This window comes from Pseudomonas grandcourensis (genome assembly GCF_039909015.1).
Classification (GTDB): domain Bacteria; phylum Pseudomonadota; class Gammaproteobacteria; order Pseudomonadales; family Pseudomonadaceae; genus Aquipseudomonas; species Aquipseudomonas grandcourensis.
The window spans coordinates 1,675,615-1,694,950 of sequence record NZ_CP150919.1 but is presented as its reverse complement, the minus strand read 5'-3'; the positions used below and the strand labels follow the sequence as shown (position 1 = coordinate 1,694,950).

At 61.4% G+C, this 19,336-nt stretch carries 21 protein-coding genes; 14 read left to right on the top strand and 7 right to left on the bottom strand.

From position 1 onward, the window contains the following. The 5 genes from AABM52_RS07490 to AABM52_RS07470 all read left to right on the top strand — a co-directional run bounded on the left by AABM52_RS07490 (position 1) and on the right by AABM52_RS07470 (position 3,684). Complete coding sequence (locus tag AABM52_RS07490) at positions 1-300, top strand: YciI family protein (protein WP_056721480.1); 300 nt, start codon at positions 1-3, stop codon at positions 298-300. 121 nt (positions 301-421) lie between these two features. Further along, entirely contained in the window at positions 422-835 is a 414-nt protein-coding gene (locus tag AABM52_RS07485) for a translation initiation factor 2 (protein WP_347911145.1), read from the top strand. A gap of 7 nt (positions 836-842) precedes the next feature. After that, on the top strand, positions 843-1,520 hold the full coding sequence (locus AABM52_RS07480; protein ID WP_347911144.1) for a response regulator transcription factor: 678 nt from the start codon (positions 843-845) through the stop codon (positions 1,518-1,520). A 134-nt stretch (positions 1,521-1,654) separates the two neighbouring features. Further along, on the top strand, positions 1,655-2,104 hold the full coding sequence (locus tag AABM52_RS07475; protein WP_347911143.1) for an LTXXQ domain protein: 450 nt from the start codon (positions 1,655-1,657) through the stop codon (positions 2,102-2,104). Positions 2,105-2,340: 236 nt separating this feature from the next. After that, on the top strand, positions 2,341-3,684 hold the full coding sequence (locus AABM52_RS07470) for a HAMP domain-containing sensor histidine kinase (RefSeq protein WP_347911142.1): 1,344 nt from the start codon (positions 2,341-2,343) through the stop codon (positions 3,682-3,684). A gap of 44 nt (positions 3,685-3,728) precedes the next feature. On the opposite strand, the gene AABM52_RS07465 is transcribed toward AABM52_RS07470, so the two are convergent. Continuing rightward, on the bottom strand, positions 3,729-4,295 hold the full coding sequence (locus AABM52_RS07465; RefSeq protein WP_347911141.1) for an NAD(P)H nitroreductase: 567 nt from the start codon (positions 4,293-4,295) through the stop codon (positions 3,729-3,731). Between the two features lie 121 nt (positions 4,296-4,416). Here AABM52_RS07465 and AABM52_RS07460 point away from each other — a divergent pair, with 121 nt between their 5' ends. Beyond that, positions 4,417-5,871 carry a TrkH family potassium uptake protein gene (locus tag AABM52_RS07460; protein ID WP_347911140.1) on the top strand — a complete coding sequence of 485 codons (1,455 nt, stop codon included), beginning with the start codon at positions 4,417-4,419 and terminating at the stop codon, positions 5,869-5,871. Here the strand turns inward: AABM52_RS07460 and AABM52_RS07455 are convergent. After that, complete coding sequence (locus tag AABM52_RS07455) at positions 5,828-6,889, bottom strand: AraC family transcriptional regulator (RefSeq protein ID WP_347911139.1); 1,062 nt, start codon at positions 6,887-6,889, stop codon at positions 5,828-5,830. The two genes, AABM52_RS07460 and AABM52_RS07455, sit on opposite strands and share 44 nt — an antisense overlap. A 159-nt stretch (positions 6,890-7,048) precedes the next feature. Here AABM52_RS07455 and AABM52_RS07450 point away from each other — a divergent pair, with 159 nt between their 5' ends. Both AABM52_RS07450 and AABM52_RS07445 read left to right on the top strand, forming a co-directional pair. Continuing rightward, on the top strand, positions 7,049-7,360 hold the full coding sequence (locus AABM52_RS07450; RefSeq protein WP_008051185.1) for a DUF962 domain-containing protein: 312 nt from the start codon (positions 7,049-7,051) through the stop codon (positions 7,358-7,360). Positions 7,361-7,387: 27 nt separating this feature from the next. Further along, a complete protein-coding gene (locus AABM52_RS07445; RefSeq protein ID WP_347911138.1) occupies positions 7,388-7,978 on the top strand; it encodes a phosphohydrolase in 591 nt (196 codons plus the stop codon). Positions 7,979-8,120: 142 nt separating this feature from the next. On the opposite strand, the gene AABM52_RS07440 is transcribed toward AABM52_RS07445, so the two are convergent. Next, a complete protein-coding gene (locus AABM52_RS07440) occupies positions 8,121-8,936 on the bottom strand; it encodes a UDP-2,3-diacylglucosamine diphosphatase (protein WP_347911137.1) in 816 nt (271 codons plus the stop codon). A 134-nt stretch (positions 8,937-9,070) separates the two neighbouring features. On the opposite strand from AABM52_RS07440, the gene AABM52_RS07435 reads away from it, so the two are divergent. Together AABM52_RS07435 and AABM52_RS07430 are read left to right on the top strand one after the other, a co-directional pair. Then, positions 9,071-9,829: an AraC family transcriptional regulator gene (locus tag AABM52_RS07435; protein WP_347911136.1), complete on the top strand. Its 759-nt coding sequence runs from the start codon at positions 9,071-9,073 to the stop codon at positions 9,827-9,829. A 77-nt stretch (positions 9,830-9,906) separates the two neighbouring features. Further along, positions 9,907-10,800, top strand: coding sequence for a DMT family transporter (locus AABM52_RS07430; protein WP_056721458.1), 894 nt, complete (start codon positions 9,907-9,909; stop codon positions 10,798-10,800). On the opposite strand, the gene AABM52_RS07425 is transcribed toward AABM52_RS07430, so the two are convergent. From AABM52_RS07425 to recQ, 4 genes are all read right to left on the bottom strand, one after another. After that, positions 10,794-11,081: a SelT/SelW/SelH family protein gene (locus AABM52_RS07425; protein WP_056721456.1), complete on the bottom strand. Its 288-nt coding sequence runs from the start codon at positions 11,079-11,081 to the stop codon at positions 10,794-10,796. The two genes, AABM52_RS07430 and AABM52_RS07425, sit on opposite strands and share 7 nt — an antisense overlap. 33 nt (positions 11,082-11,114) lie before the next feature. Further along, the gene (locus AABM52_RS07420) at positions 11,115-12,320 is read right to left on the bottom strand and encodes a hypothetical protein (protein WP_347911135.1); all 1,206 of its coding nucleotides are present in this window, start codon (positions 12,318-12,320) and stop codon (positions 11,115-11,117) included. A 127-nt stretch (positions 12,321-12,447) separates the two neighbouring features. After that, a complete protein-coding gene (locus AABM52_RS07415) occupies positions 12,448-12,882 on the bottom strand; it encodes a MarR family transcriptional regulator (protein WP_347911134.1) in 435 nt (144 codons plus the stop codon). Positions 12,883-13,001: 119 nt separating this feature from the next. Further along, the gene (gene recQ, locus AABM52_RS07410; protein ID WP_347911133.1) at positions 13,002-15,128 is read right to left on the bottom strand and encodes a DNA helicase RecQ; all 2,127 of its coding nucleotides are present in this window, start codon (positions 15,126-15,128) and stop codon (positions 13,002-13,004) included. Between the two features lie 382 nt (positions 15,129-15,510). Between recQ and AABM52_RS07405 the strand changes: the two genes are divergently transcribed. From AABM52_RS07405 to lapD, 4 genes are all read left to right on the top strand, one after another. Continuing rightward, on the top strand, positions 15,511-16,098 hold the full coding sequence (locus AABM52_RS07405) for a YecA family protein (protein ID WP_046037755.1): 588 nt from the start codon (positions 15,511-15,513) through the stop codon (positions 16,096-16,098). Positions 16,099-16,108: 10 nt separating this feature from the next. Continuing rightward, the gene (locus tag AABM52_RS07400; RefSeq protein ID WP_347911132.1) at positions 16,109-16,504 is read left to right on the top strand and encodes a YbaN family protein; all 396 of its coding nucleotides are present in this window, start codon (positions 16,109-16,111) and stop codon (positions 16,502-16,504) included. 101 nt (positions 16,505-16,605) lie between these two features. Beyond that, positions 16,606-17,313, top strand: a complete 708-nt coding sequence (lapG, locus tag AABM52_RS07395; protein ID WP_347911131.1) for a cysteine protease LapG — start codon at positions 16,606-16,608, stop codon at positions 17,311-17,313. Between the two features lie 22 nt (positions 17,314-17,335). Next, positions 17,336-19,276 carry a cyclic di-GMP receptor LapD gene (gene lapD / locus AABM52_RS07390; RefSeq protein WP_347911130.1) on the top strand — a complete coding sequence of 647 codons (1,941 nt, stop codon included), beginning with the start codon at positions 17,336-17,338 and terminating at the stop codon, positions 19,274-19,276. Positions 19,277-19,336: the final 60 nt, after the last annotated feature.

Here is a 19,336-nt window from a genome sequence, read left to right as displayed (position 1 = left end):
ATGCTTTACGCAATCATTGCCACAGACGTCGCCAACTCCCTGGAAGCCCGCCTGGCCGCACGGCCTGCACACCTGGAGCGCCTGCAAGTGCTCAAGGGCGAAGGTCGCATCGTATTGGCCGGTCCACACCCGGCGATCGACAGCAATGATCCAGGCGCTGCGGGTTTCAGCGGCAGCCTGATCGTCGCCGAATTCGATTCCCTGAGTGCCGCCCAGGCCTGGGCCGACGCCGATCCGTACATCGCCGCAGGCGTCTACGCCAACGTTCTGGTCAAGCCGTTCAAGCAAGTCCTGCCGTAACTTTCTTCTTTCACTGCCCCGACGCGGTGAACCATATCGGTTCATCGCGTTCTCAATCGCTCATTATTCTCGTTTGCCGGCCGACAACCTCCCAATACTCGTATTGGAACCAGGAGTCGCCATGCGCAAGGGTCCGTTGTGCCTGATGTTGGTCACGTTGTCGATCGTGGCGCCCGCCCACGGTGAAGAATACGCCGAGGGTGGCAACTCGACGCCGCTTTCCTTGAGCGCCGGCAGCCAGATCACCGTGCTGCAGCAACGCTTGAAAGAAAGCGAACGGCAACGGGAAGAACTGAACAAGCAATTGCAAACTGCCGACGGCGAACGCGAAAGCCCACTGCTGGCCCGGTTGCGCCAGGAGAACCAGCGCTTGAAGCTGCAACTCAAGGAAGCCCAGGCCAGCAGTCCCCTGCCGCGCCTGCTGACCGACCAGCAACAATGGTTCGTCATTGGCGCCGGGGTAGCGCTATTGGCTCTGCTCTGCGGTATCTTCGCCAGTGGAGCAAGTCGAAAACGTCGACAATGGCTAAATTGAGTGAGTCATGAGCGAGCTGTTACTTATTGATGATGACCAGGAGCTGTGTGAGCTCCTGAGCAGCTGGCTGTGCCAGGAAGGGTTTCAGGTTCGTGCCTGTCACGACGGCAAGAGCGCACGCCGTGCACTGGCCGAAACCGCCCCGGCGGCCGTGGTGCTGGATGTGATGCTACCCGATGGCAGCGGCCTGGAGTTGCTCAAGCAGTTGCGCAGCGATCACCCGGATTTGCCGGTGCTGATGCTCTCGGCCCGGGGCGAACCGCTGGACCGTATCCTCGGCCTGGAACTCGGCGCCGACGATTACCTGGCCAAACCCTGCGATCCACGGGAACTGACCGCCCGCCTGCGCGCAGTCCTGCGGCGTAGCCACCCGACGGCGGTGTCCAGCCAGATGGAACTGGGCGACCTGTGTTTCAGCCCGGTGCGTGGCGTGGTCAGCATCGACGAACAGGAATTCACCCTCACCGTCTCCGAAAGCCGCCTGCTCGAAGCCCTGCTCAAGCAACCCGGCGAACCCCTGGACAAACAAGAACTGGCGCAGATCGCCCTCGGCCGCAAGCTGACTCTGTACGACCGCAGCCTGGACATGCACGTCAGCAACCTGCGCAAGAAGATCGGCCCACACCCCGATGGCCGACCGCGCATCGTGGCCCTGCGCAGCCGCGGCTACTACTACAGCCTCTGATCCCTGTAGGGTTTGTCAGGTCGGCGGGAAGTCGTCTTTACCCAAGCTTTACCCTCCGCTGACCGCCGCTGACCTTGATCTGCGTAACCTGTACTCATCCGGAACGTACCGGGAACGAGACAAGGAGATACACCATGCGCAAGACTCTTATCGCTCTGATGTTCGCTGCTGCCCTGCCGACCGTTGCCATGGCCATGCCTGAAGGCTCAGGCCCTATGGATGGGTCGATGGACGGTTCGCGCCACGGCGGTCAGATGCACGGCATGCACGGCAAAGGCCCGTACAGTGAACTGGACCTGAGCCGCGAACAGCGCGAGCAGATCCGCAAGATCATGGGCGAACAGATGCACGAGCGTAAGCAACTGGTCGAGAAGTATCTGGAGAAGCTCTCGCCAGCCGACCAGAAAGCCATGAAGGACGAGATGGCCGCCAACCACAAGAAAGCTGAAGCGGACGTGCGCGCCTTGCTGAAACCGGATCAACAGAAGAAATTCGACGAGATCCAGAAAAAACAGGCTGAACGTCGCGCCGAGTGGGCCGAATTCAAGGCCTGGAAAGCGCAACAACCGCAAAAGGCGCAATAATGCACTAACCCCGGACCCAGCGGCCTAGCACCGCTGGGTCTGGCACCACCCGATTTAATGTGGGAGCGGGCTTGTGTGGCGAGGGGGCTTGCCCCCGTTGGGTCGCGAAGCGGCCCCGGCATTTCAACGTTAAACCGCATGTAACGGGTTTACGACTGCTTCGCAGCCGAACGGGGGCAAGCCCCCTCGCCACAGGCCCGCTCCCACATGGATTGACGTTTGTTTGAGGATTTTCCGTGCGTTCATTGTTCTGGCGTATCCTGGCCAGCTTCTGGCTGGCCATCGCTCTGGTTGCAGGGCTTTCCATCCTGCTCGGGCACATGCTCAACCAGGACGCCTGGATTCTCAGCCGCCATCCGGGCCTCAACACACTAGCCGAAGAGTGGACGCAAACCTACGAAAGCCAGGGCGAAGACGCCGCCCAGGACATACTCCAACAACGCAAACGCCAGTATCACATCGACGTTCAGGTGCTTAACGAAAGCGGCGATCCGGTGGTGCGCGGCACCTTCCCGAAACGTGCGGCGGCCTTTGAGGCGCGACAGAACAACGAGGACCGGCGCCTGCCATGGCGGCGTCTGACCGATGAGTTCACCAGCGAAAAAACCGGTGACACCTTCCTGTTCATCTACCGCATTCCACACCCGGAACTGGACGCCTGGCACCGCGAGAGCCTGCTCTGGCCGCTCAGTGCCCTGGGGATCGCCCTGGTGGTGCTAACCCTGTTCAGCCTGCTGGTGACCTTTTCCATCACTCGCCCGCTCAGCCGTCTGCGCGGAGCGGTGCATGACCTGGGACAAACCACGTATCAACAGAACAGCCTGGTCAAGCTGGCGAACCGGCGCGATGAGTTCGGCGTCCTGGCCAACGATTTCAACCGCATGGGCGCGCGCCTGCAAAGCCTGATTGGCAGTCAGCGGCAACTGCTGCGGGATGTGTCCCACGAACTGCGCTCGCCCCTCGCCCGCCTGCGTATCGCGCTGGCACTGGCCGAACGGGCCACCCCGCAAGAACGGGAACAACTCTGGCCGCGCCTGACCCGCGAGTGCGACCGACTGGAAGCGCTGATCAGCGAAATCCTCGTACTGGCGCGGGTCGACTCCGATAACGCCAGTGCCGAAGAGGTGGACCTGAACGCCTTGCTCAATACCCTGCAAAAGGATGCGCAACTCGGTTCACCCGAGCAACTGGTCCACCTCGAGGCCGAATCGCAACTGAATCTGAAGGGCTGGCCGACCATGATCGAACGCGCCGTGGACAACCTGCTGCGCAACGCCCAACGTTTCAATCCGGTGGGCGGCCTGCCGATCGAAATGCAGGCGCTGCGTCAGGGGGAGCGGATCGTCGTGACCGTGCGCGATCATGGACCGGGGGTCAGTGCCGAATATTTGAGCCAGCTCGGTGAGCCGTTCTATCGGGCACCGGGGCAGACCGCGGCCGGACACGGCCTGGGCCTGGCCATCGCCCGGCGCGCGGCGGAGCGACATGGCGGCAGCCTGGTGCTGGCCAATCACCCGGAAGGCGGGTTCATTGCCAGCCTGGAATTGCCGTTGTTGCCGGGGGCTGCCGTACAGCCCTGACCCCGGTTTGAACTACACAGCTCGCTCCCACAGGTTTTGCGGTGTCAGGCTTTACCGGGCCAGGCACTGACGAATTCGGCGAGATCAACCTTCTCGGCCACTCGAGGTTCTTTCTGCGGCGTGCCCAGATACAGGAAAGCAATCACCTCTTCCCCCTCCGCCAAACCCAAACCCTTGGCCACATGGGCCGAGTATGCCAGGTCACCGGTACGCCACACCGCGCCAATGCCCTGCGCGTAGGCCGCGAGCAAAATCCCGTGGGCCGCACAGCCCGCCGCCAGCAACTGCTCGGACTTCGGATATTTGACGTGATCCTGCACGCGAGCGATCACCACCACCACCAACGGTGCCCGCAGCGGACCACTGCGCGCCTTGTCGATGGCCGCTTCGCTGACTTCGCTGTCCGAAAGTTTCGCCGCTTCGGCCAGCAACTCGCCCATTTGCTCACGCGCCGCGCCTTCCACCGTCAGGAAGCGCCAAGGCTGCAAGTGACCGTGATCCGGGGCGCGCATGGCGGCGCCAAACAGCACCTCGCGCTGCTCGGCAGTGGGTGCAGGGTCAATCAGTCGTGGAACGGAAACACGGTTGAGCAAAGCGTCGAGAGCCTGCATCGGCCACCTCCTGAAAAATTTGTGCGGCTATTCTAGCGGTAACTGCCGCAGCAGTGCCGGTTTACATGCCCTGCCTCGCAGGTAGAATGGCGCCCTTTCCACTATCAGCCGAGCGGACCTCATGGCGTTGCCGACCTTACGGATCATTGGTTTCATCATCGGCATCTTCCTGATCACGCTGGCGATCTCCATGGTCGTGCCCATGGCCACGCTGGTCATTTTCGACCGCACCAGCGACCTGCCGTCGTTCCTCTGGGCCAGCATGATCACCTTTGTCGCCGGTTTGGCACTCGTGATTCCGGGGCGCCCCGAACACATTCACCTGCGCCCCCGGGACATGTACCTGCTGACCGTCAGCAGTTGGCTGGTGGTGTGCATCTTCGCCGCGCTGCCGTTCCTGCTGACCCAGCACATCAGCTACACCGATTCATTCTTCGAAAGCATGTCCGGCATCACCGCCACCGGCTCGACCGTGCTCAGCGGCCTGGACACCATGTCCCCCGGCATCCTGATGTGGCGCTCGTTGCTGCACTGGCTCGGCGGCATCGGCTTCATCGGCATGGCGGTGGCGATTCTCCCGCTGTTGCGCATCGGTGGCATGCGGCTGTTCCAGACCGAATCGTCGGACCGTTCGGAAAAAGTCATGCCCCGTTCGCACATGGTGGCGCGGCTGATCGTTGCGACCTACGTCGGCATCACCATTGTCGGCAGCCTGGCGTTCTGGTGGGCCGGGATGAGCCTGTTCGACGCCATCAACCATGCGATGTCGGCGATTTCCACCGGTGGTTTCTCCACCTCCGACCAGTCTTTGGCCAAGTGGCCGCAACCGGCGGTGCATTGGGTCGCGATCGTCATCATGATTCTCGGTGCCCTGCCGTTCACGCTGTATGTCGCCATGTTGCGTGGTAACCGTCGGGCGCTGATCAAGGATGAACAGGTTCAAGGCCTGCTCGGCATGCTGTTGGTGACCTGGCTGGTGCTCGGCACCTGGTACTGGTGGACCACCCAGCTGCATTGGCTGGAGGCGTTGCGGCATGTGGCGCTGAACGTGACGTCAGTGGTGACGACGACCGGTTTCGCGTTGGGGGACTACAGCTTGTGGGGCAATTTCTCGCTGATGCTGTTCTTCTATCTGGGGTTTGTCGGCGGTTGCTCCGGCTCGACCGCGGGCGGTATCAAGATTTTCCGCTTCCAGGTGGCCTATATCCTGCTCAAGGCCAACCTTAACCAGCTGATTCACCCGCGCGCCGTGATCAAGCAGAAGTACAACGGTCACCGCCTCGACGAAGAGATCGTGCGGTCGATCCTGACCTTTTCGTTTTTCTTTGCAATCACCATCTGCGTGATTGCGCTGCTGCTGTCGCTACTCGGCGTGGACTGGATGACCGCCCTCACCGGCGCGGCCAGTACCGTGTCCGGCGTCGGCCCGGGGCTCGGCGAAACCATCGGCCCGGCGGGCAACTTCGCCACCCTGCCGGATGCCGCCAAGTGGATTCTCTCGTTCGGCATGCTGCTGGGCCGATTGGAGATCATTACGGTGTTTGTGCTTTGTATTCCGGCATTTTGGCGTCATTGACCGCTTCGGATGTTTGCATCAGCCGCATCCGGTACTCGCCGGGCGTGGCATCGAACCAGCGGCGGAAAGCACGGAAGAAGTTGCTCGGATCGGCAAACCCCAGCAAGTAGGCAATTTCCAGCAAGGTCATGTTCGGTTGCGCCAGGTACTGCTCGGCCAGCTCGCGTCGGGTATCGTCCAGCAGCGCCTGAAAACTCGTGCCCTCTTCCTGCAAGCGCCGTTGCAAGGTGCGCTGGGAAAGATGCAGCGTCTGCGCCACGGTGTCGCGCTTGGGCTCGCCTTGGGGCAGCAGGCGGCACAACACCTGCCGCGCCTTGTGGGTCACGCGGTTTTCGGAAAAGCGCGCCAGGTACTCGCCGGCGAAGCGGTCATGCAGCAACGCCATGGCCTCGTTGGCCGTCGGCAGTGGGGCTTCCATATCGGCACGTTCGAAAATCAGCGCATCGTAAGGCGCGTTGAACACCAGCGGTGCATGGAAGGCTTGTCTATAGGGTTCCGGGTTGGCCGGCTCGGCGCCTTGCAGCAACACTTTGCGTGGCTGCAATGTACGCCCGGTCAACCAGCTGCATAGCGCCAGGGCACAGGCCAGTGAAGCTTCGGCGCTTTGCCGGGTCGGCGGCAGATGATCGCCATGCACTGTCAGAATCAGCGCGTAGCCTTCTTCCAGCAACTGGAAACTCAGGTCGGCACTTTCGGCGATGATCCGTTGATAGCGCACCAGACGCTGAAAGCCTTCGGCCAAAGTCTGGCTGGACATCAAGGCGTAACCGGTCACATGAAACTGCGCCGGTCGCACCACCTTGCCCATGTTCAGGCCGATGGCCGGGTTGCCGGACAGATCGACCGCACGCTGCCACAGCCGTGTCATGGAATCTTGCGGGAAGCGTGCGTCCGGATCATCCAGTGCCGCGTAGTCGAGGCCCAGCTGTTTGAACAGAGCGCGGCAATCCAGACCGTCCATCTCCAGCGCTTTGACAATCCCCATCGCCCAGCTTGCAGAAGTCGTTCGTTCGCTCATGGCGTTTTCTTACATGGTGGCCGCGTGCTACGGCTATTGACCGAAGGATACTAAAGTGGCGCCTATTGTCAGTGGCTGATGCCAATGATCACTCTAGACTCAAATAAGCTACCCGCAGAACAACTTGCAGCAAGAACAATAACCACAGAGATCGCTGTCGTGGAAAACGTCAAACGATTCAACAGCTTCGCTGAGTTCTATCCTTACTACCTCAGTGAGCACAGCAACAGTACCTGCCGCCGTTTACACTTTATCGGCACGACCCTGGTTATCTTGATTCTGACGCTGACCATTGGTCGCGGAGCCTGGATGCTGTTGTGGGCCCTGCCACTGGCGGGCTACAGCTTTGCCTGGGTCGGACATTTCTTCTTCGAGAAGAACCGCCCGGCAACGTTCCAACACCCCTTCTATAGCCTGCTCGGCGATTTTGTCATGTACCGGGACATGGTTCTGGGGCGCGTTCCGTTCTAGCTGACTTGCGTCACAAGAGAGTTGCCGATGAATGCCAATGCCCGCTTCACCCACATGAAGGACGGCACTCAGGAAGACTGGGCGATCATCGCCGCGGACTTCAGTGTCTACGCAAGACAATTGCCTGCACGGATTGTGGCGCACCTGAAGTTGCTGGAGGGGGATTTTGGCGGGTTCCCGGTGGATCGCCTGACCCACTCCCTGCAAACCGCCACCCGCGCCTGGCGTGATGGCCGCGATGAAGAGTACGTGGTCTGCGCCCTGCTCCACGATATCGGCGACACCCTGGGTACCTACAATCACCCGGACATCGCGGCGGCGATCCTCAAGCCGTTCGTCAGCGCCGAGAACTTGTGGATGGTGGAAAAGCACGGGATTTTCCAGGGCTACTACTTCTTCCATCACCTGGGCATGGACCGGCATCTGCGTGAACAATTCCAGGACCATCCGCAGTACCAGGCGACCATCGAATTCTGCGCAAAATACGATGCTGCGGCGTTTGACCCGGCGTACGACACGCTGCCGTTGAGCTTTTTCGAGCCGATGATGGAGCGCTTGTTTGCGCACCCCAGGGACTCGATCTACAAGGCGGCGATGGAAGAACAGGCTCCGGCGTGAGTCATTTCGGGACCGCTGCGCGGTCCATCGCGAGCAGGCTCGCTCCTACAGGTTTTGCGGCGTCCACAGATTCTGTGTCCACTACAAATCTACTGTAGGAGCGAGCCTGCTCGCGATGAGGCCCACACAGGCGCAGTTGTTTTCAGGCCAGCTCAGCAACCTTGGCCGCCTTCAACTGCGCCTCACGCGCCTGGGCATCCGCCAGGCGATACAACTCGATCGTGCCATCCCAGTGCTCGATCAGCGCGGTGCACGATTCCACCCAGTCGCCGCAATTGAGGTAGTCCACCTCGCCGACCTTGCGAATCTCGGCATGGTGAATGTGCCCGCACACCACCCCGTGCAGCTCGCGCTTGACGCATTCATGGGCGATGGCTTCTTCGAAGTCGCTGATGAAGCTGACCGCAGTTTTCACCTTGTGCTTGAGGTAGGCCGACAGCGACCAGTAGCCGTAGCCATATCGCGCGCGCCAATGATTGAGCCAGCGGTTGAGGGTCAGGGTGAATTCGTAGGCCGAGTCACCGAGAAACGCCAGCCAGCGATGGTAACGGGTGATCACATCGAACTGGTCGCCATGGATCACCAGCAGATGCCGGCCGTCGGCGGTGACGTGCACGGCTTCGTCGACCAACTGGATGTTGCCCAGGATCAGCTTCGAATAGCGGCGCAGGAATTCGTCGTGGTTGCCGGTGACGTAGATCACCTCGGTGCCACGCTTGCTCATGGTCAGCAGGCGCCGGATGACGTTGGTGTGCGCTTGCGGCCAGTACATGCCGCCGCGCAGTTTCCAACCGTCGATGATGTCGCCGACCAGGTAGATCTTGTCCGCGTGGTAGCCCTTGAGAAACTGCGACAGGTGTTCAGCCTGGCAATCCCGGGTGCCCAAATGCACGTCGGAAATCCATAAAGTCCGTACGCGTTGCTTACGGGTGGGTTTGGCGAGCTCGGCGCTGGTCATGGGCAACCCTCTGGCAAGTTTTGCCAAGTCTGCCCCGAGCCGGTTAATGGTCCATGACAGCGCCAAGTCAGTTCTGTGACAGCGCTTGTAGGCCCGCTAGGTGTAGACTGACGCCCTGAACCGGGAGACCCGCGATGAGACCGATCCTCACGCTTCGCCAATACAGCCACGACCTGATCGTCCACAGCCACGAACACGCGCAACTGGTGTTCGGGCTCTCGGGCGCCCTGGATTTCGAGGTCGACGGCCGTGGCAGCCAGGTGGTCCAACAGAGTTTCGTGGTGGTGCCCTCCGGAGCGCATCACGCGTGTGGCAGCGCCAATGGCAGCCGCTGCCTGGTACTGGATGTGCCCAGCGAACAATGGGTAGCCCAGTCGTTGGGCGATCACGCCGAGTCCAGCCGACTCCTGCTCGACAACGCCGGTCGCCTGCCCCTGGACGCCGGGCAAAGCCAATTGGTCAGTTGGCTGGCGAACAGTCCGGTCGATGATCCGCTGATCGCTCAACAAGGCGCAGTGCTGTTGCTGGCCAGTCTCAACAACGCCAGGCCCGAGGCCGTCGGCGGTCGGCGCCTGCCCTATGCGGCGCTGAACGCACACATCGATCAGTACGCAGCATACCCGTTGCAAGTGGCCGACCTGGCCCGGATCGCCGGCCTTTCCAGTGCCCGTTTGCATGCACGGTTCGTGGCCGAGTGCGGGCAAACGCCGATGGACTACATCCGCAGCCGACGCCTGCACATCGCGGTGGGCTTGCTGCGCAATTCGGCGCTGCCCATCGGCGAGATTGCCAGCCGCGTCGGCTACAGCTCCCAGAGTGCCTTCGCGGCGGCGGTGCTGCGCGAGTTCGGGGCATCGCCCGGAAAACTGCGGCGCGAGGCTGGCGACAAATAACGCGAGTTTGCCGACAGACTTGATGGGCCATTACGCGCTTCAATGAGGCCTCTGTTCGTTTGTCGTTAAGGATTGCAATGACTCCCCGTACCGCCCTTGGCGCCTTGCATATAGGCGCATTGATGTTCGGCCTGACCGGCGTATTCGGCAAACTGGCTGCAGCGTCCCCGGCGATCATCGTGTTCGGCCGTGCCGCCTTTGCCGTGCTCGCGCTGGCGTTTTTTGCACGGTTCGCCAGCCAGACGCGCTGGCAGAAACTCGAGGCAGTGGACTGGCGTCGACTGCTGCTCAGCGGCTTGTTGCTGGCCGGACACTGGGTGAGCTTCTTCATTGCAGTGAAGGTCGCAGGCGTGGCGATTGCGACGCTTGGTTTCGCCAGCTTCCCGGCCTTTACCGTGATCCTCGAAGGGTTGATCTTCCGCGAGCGCATTCGCGCCAATGAAATTGTGCTGGTGCTGCTGGTGAGTGTCGGCCTGGTGCTGGTCACGCCTGATTTTGACCTGGCCAGCGGCGCCACCACCGGCCTGCTGTGGGCCGTGGGTTCCGGATTGTTGTTCGCCCTGCTGTCACTGACCAACCGTGCCAGCTCCGGGCGAGTCCCGCCGGTACAGGCGGCGCTGTGCCAGAACGTGGTGGTTGCCCTGTGCCTGCTGCCGGTGGCGGCGCCTCAATTGAGTGAAGTGCGCGCCATCGACTGGCTGTGGATCGGCCTGCTCGGTGTGTTCTGTACCGGTGTCGCCCACAGCCTGTTCGTCGCCAGCCTCGCGGTGATCAAGGCACGCACTGCCGCCGTGGTGTTCGCCCTGGAGCCGGTCTACGGCATCACCGTCGCCTGGCTGCTGTTCAACGAAAACCCGACCCTGCGCATGTTGTTGGGGGGCGCGCTGATCATTGTGGCGATTGTAGTGTCCAGCCGGTTCTCAAGCGGTACAAGCAAGAAGGCCGTTGCAGCCGAAGCCGCGTCTCACTGAGTGCGGTCGTTGTGCCCCAGGTCGCGGTCCGGGTCGATCTGGTCGCGGACCCGCTGCTTGAGTACTTTGGCCTCGGGGAAGCCACCGTCCGCCTTGCGCTCCCAGATCTGCACGGCGTCACAGTAAATATGAAAGACCCCGCCGGTGCCCGGCACCAGGGAAACTTTGCCCAGGTCATCACCAAAGGTGCTGAGCAGTTCCTGGGCCAGCCAGGCCGCACGCAACAGCCATTGGCATTGTGTGCAATAGGTGATGATGATTTCAGGTTTGCTGACGGTCATGATGGGGCCTGACTCCAGAGTTTGACGACGCCGCTATGATAGCCCGACCGGTGGCTGTCGAGACGGCGGAGCGGCTTGCGTTTCCAACTCGAACGCAGGCTCGATCATGGCCAGAACCGTCGGCTGCGGGTTCCCGCTTGGGCTGATCTCGTCCCAACTCGACGCCATGGACAGCTCCTCCAGGTTGAGCCGGTACTCATCGTCAGTGGCAGCAGCGACCGGGATGGAATGACCGCTATCAACCCGCTCAAGCTCATCGTTGGACAGCACCCCGTCGCGATGCACAGTGGATGGTTGCATGACGGAGGGCCACACCATTGGCTCGGCAAAGAGCTCAGCCAGCGGTTCATCCTGCGACGGCTGGGCCTCTGACGCTGTGGCTTGATGTTGCTGGCGGCGAACAAACCAGCCCAGCGCCAGCAACGCTATCAGCGCCGACGCACCGGCAATCGGCAGCCAGCCAATCCCGGGATTTTCAGCACTGGCGGGGGCTGGCGCCACGGCTTCGGATGCAATGGGTTGCGCCTTTACCTTCTTGAGTTCCGCCAGTTGGGTTTGCAGCTCGGCCAACTGTTTTTTCTGGCCGACGATCAGTTCATCCTGGTCTTGAAGCTTCGCGTTGAGCTCATCGAGAGTGGTTTGCAACTGGTGGTTTTGCAGGGCACTGGCAGCCAGTTGCTCGACAGCGGGATCAACCACGGCGACGTCCGTTTCTGGCGGTACCTTGGCCACGGGTGACGGCACCACGACCGGTTGAACACGGGGAAATGCGGACGCCGGGGAGCTGGATACCGCTTCATCGCTGGCCGGAACAACCCCTGGCGCACCCGGCGGATCGATCAGAACCGTGTACTCGCGCAGCAATCGTCCATTAGGCTGATTGAGCTGCACGAGGAAATTCAGGAAGGGTTCACTCACCGGTTTGCTGGAGGTCACCTGGATCACGCTGCGATTGCCGCGCAGGACCGGGGTGAACTTCAGGTTGTTGAGGAAAAATACCCGGTCGACCCCGACACGGCTGAACTCGTCCGCCGTTGCCAGGCTCACCGACAGCTGGTTTTCCTCCACGCCAGCGGCATCCACGAGTGCGATGTCGGCACGCAGCGGTTGATTCAGCGCCGAATGCAGGGTGATTTCACCCAGGCCCAACGCAGGCGCCCATGCCGAGTAAGTGACAGCGGCCCCGGCCAGCAACCACTGAGAACCGCCGCGTAAAACCAATCGCCAACACTTGAGCATGAGCATCCTTGAGATCTACAGAAACCATCCGCACGGGTTCGTACATCCGTTACGAACACGATATTGCCGAGTAGTTCTTATAGTCTGCCCAATGCGGTCTCTCAGAAGCCTGGCGTTCGGTTATGCCTCAAGACTTTTCAAGGTTGCCCAGGATGTACCCGTGAACCCGCATGCACACCTTCAAATCCGCCTCATCGACGCCTTCGAACAGTTCGTGACGCAGTTGCGTGGCAATGGTTTCAATTTGTTCGATCAGGGGACGCGCCGGGGCGCAGAGCACGATTTTCTTCGCCCGACGGTCTTCCAGCACTGCCTGGCGTTGCACCAGGCCCTGGCTTTCCAGGCTGTCGAGCAAACGGGCCAGGGTCGGTCCTTCGACGCCAACGCTTTGCGCCAGCTCACGCTGGGTCGGTGCTTCTTCGAAACGGGCCAGGTGCAACAGCACCAGCCAGCGCGCCTGGGACAAGCCCAAGCCCGCCAGTCGGCGGTCCAGTTCGGCACGCCAGCCACGGGACATCTGGGCCAATTGCATGCCAAAGCGGTGTTGATCGGTTAACGGCATAAAACACTCATGATTAGACTGAAATAAATAAAAACTAATTATTAGTCAGCTAAGCATGAGCCTCGACTTGAGGCAAGGCTTGATCTGTAGTGAATCGTTACATCAGCACTACAGATGTCTCAAATCTCGAATTCCGACTGCAAGGCAGCGCGAACGCAGTACAACACCCCTTCCGGCACCCTGCCTGCGAACAACGCGGCGATCTCGGAAACCGGCGGCAACTCGCCTTCGCCGTCGAGGAACGCGTCCTGGACTTCACCCATCAGGTCTTCAGGCAGATCCAGCGCCTGTTCCAACGACAACTGCTGTTTGCCGATCGCTTCGGCCAGCATGGTGTAGACGTTCTTTTCCGAGCATTGCAACTGACCGGCGATCTGCACCGGTGTCATCCCGGCCCGCGCCAGCGTGATCAGCTCGTGACGTACGTCGGCCACCGGTTTCGGTGCCTCGACCTGGCCGCCGAGCACTTCGAGGAAGGCCTCGCCGTAGCGCTCCAGCTTGCGCGCGCCGACACCGCTGACCGTGGCCATTTCCGCCAGCGAGGTCGGCTGGCTGCGCAGCATCTCCAGCAAGGTCGAGTCGGGGAAGATGACGTACGGCGGCACGCCGTGTTCTTCGGCGAGCTTGCGACGCAGGGCGCGCAAGGCTTCCCATTGTTCGCGCTCCTCGCCACGGACCAGTTGGCTCGCCTGGCTCTTGCTGCTTTTCGCCACGGTTTGTGCCTTGAGATCACGACGCAGTTCCAGGGTCACTTCGCCCTTGAGCAGCGGCCGGCAACTGTCGCTCAGGCGCAGGCCACCGTAGCCTTCGAGGTCGATGTCCGCCAGACCACGGGCCACCAGTTGGCGGAACAACGAGCGCCACTCGCCCTCCGCCATCGACTTGCCAACACCATACACCGACAGGTGCTGATGGCCGAAGCTGCGGACTTTTTCGTTGTCCTTGCCCAGCAATACATCCACCAGATGCCCGACGCCATAGCGCTGACCGGTGCGGTAGATCGCCGACAGCGCCTGACGCGCCGGCTCGGTGGCATCCCAGGTCTGCACGCCGTCGACGCAGTTGTCGCAATGACCGCAGGGCTCGGGCATGTCTTCGTCGAAGTAGGCCAGCAGTGTTTGCCGACGGCAGCGGGTTTCTTCACAGAGCGAGAGCATGGCGTCGAGCTTGTGCTGTTCCAGGCGCTTGTGACGCTCGTCGCCCTCGGAGTTCTGCAGCATCTGCTTGAGCATCACCACGTCTTGCAGGCCGTAGGCCATCCAGGCATCCGCCGGCAGGCCGTCACGGCCGCCACGACCGGTTTCCTGGTAATAGGCCTCGAGGGATTTCGGCAAATCGAGGTGCGCGACAAAACGCACGTTGGGCTTGTCGATGCCCATGCCGAACGCCACCGTCGCGACCATGATCAGGCCTTCCTCGTTGAGGAAGCGTTTCTGATGGTGGGCCCGCGTGTCGTTGGGCAGGCCGGCGTGGTACGGCAGCGCCGGGAAGCCTTGCTCACTAAGGAACACCGCCACTTCGTCGACTTTCTTGCGTGACAGGCAATAGACGATGCCGGCATCGCTGCGCCGCTCGGCGAGGAACGCCAGCAACTGCTTACGCGGCTGTTCCTTGGGCACGATGCGGTAAAAAATGTTCGGGCGGTCGAAGCTCGACAGGAAGCGCTCGGCGTCTTGCAGGTGCAGACGGGTGACGATTTCTTCCCGGGTGCGCTTGTCGGCCGTGGCGGTCAGGGCGATGCGCGGCACGTCGGGGAACATTTCCGCCAACTGACCCAGTTGCAGGTATTCCGGGCGGAAATCGTGGCCCCATTGCGACACGCAGTGTGCTTCGTCGATGGCGAACAGGGCGATGTCCAGCCCCTGCAGGAAGGACAGCATGCGCGGCTGGACCAGACGTTCCGGCGCCAGATAGAGCATTTTCACTTCACCGCGGCGGATGCGGACGGCGAGGTCGCGCTGTTGCTCGGCGCTGAGGGTGGAGTTCAACGCGGCGGCCGCAACGCCTAGCTCTTCGAGGGTGGCGACCTGATCGTCCATCAGTGCGATCAGTGGCGAGACCACCACTGCCAGGCCTTCGCGCAACAGCGCCGGGACCTGGAAGCACAGGGACTTGCCGCCGCCGGTAGGCATCAGGACCAGGGCATCGCCGCCGCTGGCCACGCGCTCAATGATTTCACCCTGGCGGCCACGGAAACTGTCGTAGCCGAAGATGTCCTTGAGGACGCGTTGAGCCTGTTCGAGCATAGAAACTCCAAAAATCACCGAAACATCCCTGCAAGGCTGGTTCAGAACCCGCGACGCTGCACCGACAAATCGTAAGTGCGCATTGCATGACGCTTCTCATTTCAGCCGTGACGCCAGCAGGGCATCACAAAACGCGCGAGTATACCCGAGCCCCGTCCGGCAAAGGGCACCGCTGATAAGTCAAACCTGATCCGGTAGGAGCTGCCGAAGGCTGCGATCTTTTGATCCTGGCTTTAAAAAACAAAATCAACAGATCGCAGCCTCCGGCAGCTCCTACAGGGAAAGGCGGTGTAGTCGGGAGGCAAATATGCCGTGCGGCTGGCCCAAGTGCTCAAGAAGGCCTAGAATTCCCGCATCGAACATTCCCCAAGGTAGTCCTTTAATGTCCTTCGCTGAGCAACTAACCCGCCTGCAAGTCTTCCTCGACGCTGATGAACTGCATGACGAGGCGCTGGACTACGTGGCCGCCCACGGCTACCTCACCGCGCTGTCGATCTGTTCCGAAGTCGTTCCTGATCGTGAGTGGATCGATGCCCTCTTCGCCGAGGAGCCGCACTACAGCAGTGAAGCCCAGCGCGAAGAGATCGAAGCCACCCTGCTCGGCCTCAAGGCCCACATCGCGCGCCAGCTGGCCTCCGATGAAGAGTTCGAGCTGCCGTGCGACCTGGACCTGGGCGACGACCCGGACGATTCCGACCTGCGCGGCTGGTGCATCGGCTTCATGGAAGGCGTATTCCTGCGCGAAGCGGCCTGGTTCGAAAGCGCCGAAGAAGAAGTCAGCGAAATGCTGCTGCCGATCATGGTCGGCTCGGGCCTGTTCGACGAGCAGCCGGAGTTCGAAGACATCGCCAAAGATGCCAACCTGATGGACGACATGATCGTGCAGATCCCGGAAGCCCTGACCGCGCTGTACCTGCTGTGCAACGCGCCAGACGAAAAACCGGCGATTCTAAAGCCACGCCACCACTAAGGTTCTGCCTATGGACAACCCCATAGGCAACCGCCCCCTGATGTTGCGCTACGTGCTGCTGGCCATCGGCTGGCTGAGCGTGGCGCTGGGGGTGATCGGGATTTTCCTGCCGGTATTGCCCACCACCCCTTTCCTGCTACTGGCGGCCGCCTGCTTCGCCCGCAGTTCGCCGCGCTTTTATCAATGGCTGGTCGAGCATCCACGGCTTGGCCCCTGGATTCGCGATTACCTCGACGGCAACGGCATCCCACTCAAGAGCAAGGTCTACGCCATCGGCCTGATGTGGGCGAGCATCCTGCTCTCCTGCTACCTGGTAGCGCAGCCCTGGGCACGGGGCTTCATGCTGACCAGTGCGGTACTCGTGACGATCTACATCCTCAGGCAGAAAACCCTGCGCAAATCCTGAGTTTGCCCAGAGGTATTTGTGGCGCAGGCAACCCGACGACCTGCCCTCCCCCCGCAAAAACTCCACCTAAACTTCACAAACCTACATTCGAGCAGCCAGACATGGCCCGCAGTCTGCGTAGTCCAGGATGGCCAACGCTCCGACTTCGGCTCGGAGGCTGGTTGCTGCTGGCTGGTTTGCTACTGACTCTATTCAACGGGGTCCGGGCCGACTGGGATTTTGCGCAGATTCTGCAAACCGTTGAAAAACGCTACGGCCCGCTCGGACCGGCGCGAAGTCGGATCGAGGCGTGGAGTCAAATGCTGCAAAGTGCACGCGGCGCCCCCGAACGCGAACAGCTCAACGCGGTGAACCGTTTCTTCGATCAGCAGCTGAACTTCCAGGATGACACGCGCATCTGGCAACAGACCGATTACTGGGCCACGCCCGTCGAAGCCCTGATCAAGGGTGCCGCCGATTGCGAGGACTACGCGCTGGCAAAGTATTTCAGCCTGCGCCGACTCGGTATTCCCAGCGAAAAGCTGCGCATCACCTACGTCAAGGCCCTGAGCCAGAACCAGGCGCACATGGTGCTGACGTTCTACAGCACCCCCACGAGCGACCCACTGGTGCTGGACAACCTGATCGGCGATATCCGCCCCGCCTCCCAACGCAAAGACTTGCTACCGGTGTACGCCTTCAACGCCGAAGGCCTGTACCTGCCAGGCAAGAACGGGGGCCAGCGCAGCAGCGACTCGAAAAAGCTGTCGCGCTGGCAGGATGTGTTGAAAAAGATGCAGGCCGAAGGGTTCGACATCGGCGACGGCTAACCGCCTTGGCAAGGAGCGAAGCATGACACTGCGTAAACAGTTGTTCCTGGCCATCTGCCTGTTCCTGCTGGTGGCATTCAGCGGCAGTTTTTTTGCCAGCCTGGAAAGCTCCCGCGAACAAACGCTCAGCCAACTGCGCGCCCATGCCCAGGACGCGGCCACCGCGCTGGGGCTGTCGCTGACGGCGCAGGTCGATGACCCGGCGATGATGGAACTGATGGTCAGTTCGATTTTCGACAGCGGCTATTTCAGCAGCATCCACGTCATCAGGCTCAAGGATCAGCAAACCCTGGTGGAACGCACCGCGCCGACGAAAATCGACGGTGTACCTGACTGGTTCGTCAACCTGGTCGACCTGCGCCCGGAAGGTGGCGATGCCCTGATCATGCGCGGCTGGGAACAACTGGCACGGGTCGAAGTGCTGAGCAATCCGCAATTCGCCTTGGCCAAGCTCTGGGACAGCACCCTCGGCAGCCTGATCTGGCTGCTGCTGTGCGGGCTGCTCAGCGCCGTGATTGGAGGATGGATGCTGCGCCGGCAATTTCGCCCACTCGACAGCATGGTCCGACAAGCCGAGGCCATCAGCAAACGCGAATTTCTCAGCCTGCCGAAACTGCCGCGCACACCGGAATTGAAACGGGTGGTGCTGGCGATGAACCAGATGGTAGAGAAGCTCAAGGCGCTGTTCGTCGAGGAGGCTGCGCGTAGCGAAAAACTGCGGGCCGAATCCTATCTGGACAGCCTCACCGGCCTCGCCAACCGGCGCCTGCTCGACGAGCAACTGGCCGACCATTTACGCATATGCGAACAGAGCCGCGATGGTCATTTGCTGATGTTGCGAATCAACGACCTGAACGGCCTCAATCAGCGCCTGGGTGGCCAACGGGCTGACGCGCTGATCACTGCCGTCGGCGAATTGCTCAAGCGCCTGACTCAACTACCGGAGCGTCGAACCTGGCTGGCGGCGCGCAATCGTGGCGGCGAATTCAGCCTGCTGACACCGGGCCTGGACGCGGAAAGTGCCGCGCGCCTGGCGGCCGATATCAGCGTCAGCCTGGAGAACCTGCGCCTGACCGGCGCAAGCGATTGCATGCCGGTCGCCCATCTGGGCGTTGTCGCCTACCGCCCCGGTGAGCCGATCAGCACCGTACTCCTGCGCCTTGATCAGGCGCTGACGGAGTCCCGGCAACATCCCGAACGCCCCTGGGTTCATTTGAGCCATCGTGACATGGCACCGAATCACTCCCAGCACGACTGGCGCACCTGGATCGACGATGCCTTGACCGAAGGCAAAATGCAGCTGTACTTCCAGCCTGTCGTGCAATGTGCCGACACCCGCCAGGTGCTGCATCACAAAGTGCTCGCACGCCTGCTCGACCCGCAGGGCGAGGCGATTGCCGCCGGGCATTTCCTGCCGTGGATCGAGCGTCTCGGCTGGTCGGCACGCTTCGACCTGGCGATGCTCGAAGCCACGCTGGACGACCTGGTGGTCAACCGCAGGCCCTTGGCATTGAGCCTGTCCGGGAGCACCCTGCGCGACCCGGAGCAATGGCAAACAATCCACGACTTGCTTGATTCCCTTCCCGAACTGGCGCCGCTGCTGACCCTGGAAATCGACGAGCGCCAGTTGCCGGCCCCCGAAGTGCTGCAGAACCTTTGCAGCACATTGCTCAAGACCGGTTATCGAATCGGCCTGCAACACTTTGGCGGGCGTTTCAGCCAGATCGGCAATCTGACCCAATTGGGCTTGGCATACCTGAAAATCGATGGAGCCTACATTCGCGACATCGACGAGCAGCCTGACAAGCGGATGTTCATCGATGCGATCTTTCGTGCGACCCACAGCATAGATTTGCCGCTGATTGCGGAGATGGTCGAGACCCAGGGTGAGCTGGAGGTGATCAAGGAGTTGGGAGTATTCGGGGCCATGGGTCGATTGATCGGGGCGCCAGAGCCGATGTGATGATGGGTACATCGAGGTTCTGTAACCCCTGATCGGACATCGAGCTTTGTCCCGGGCAAC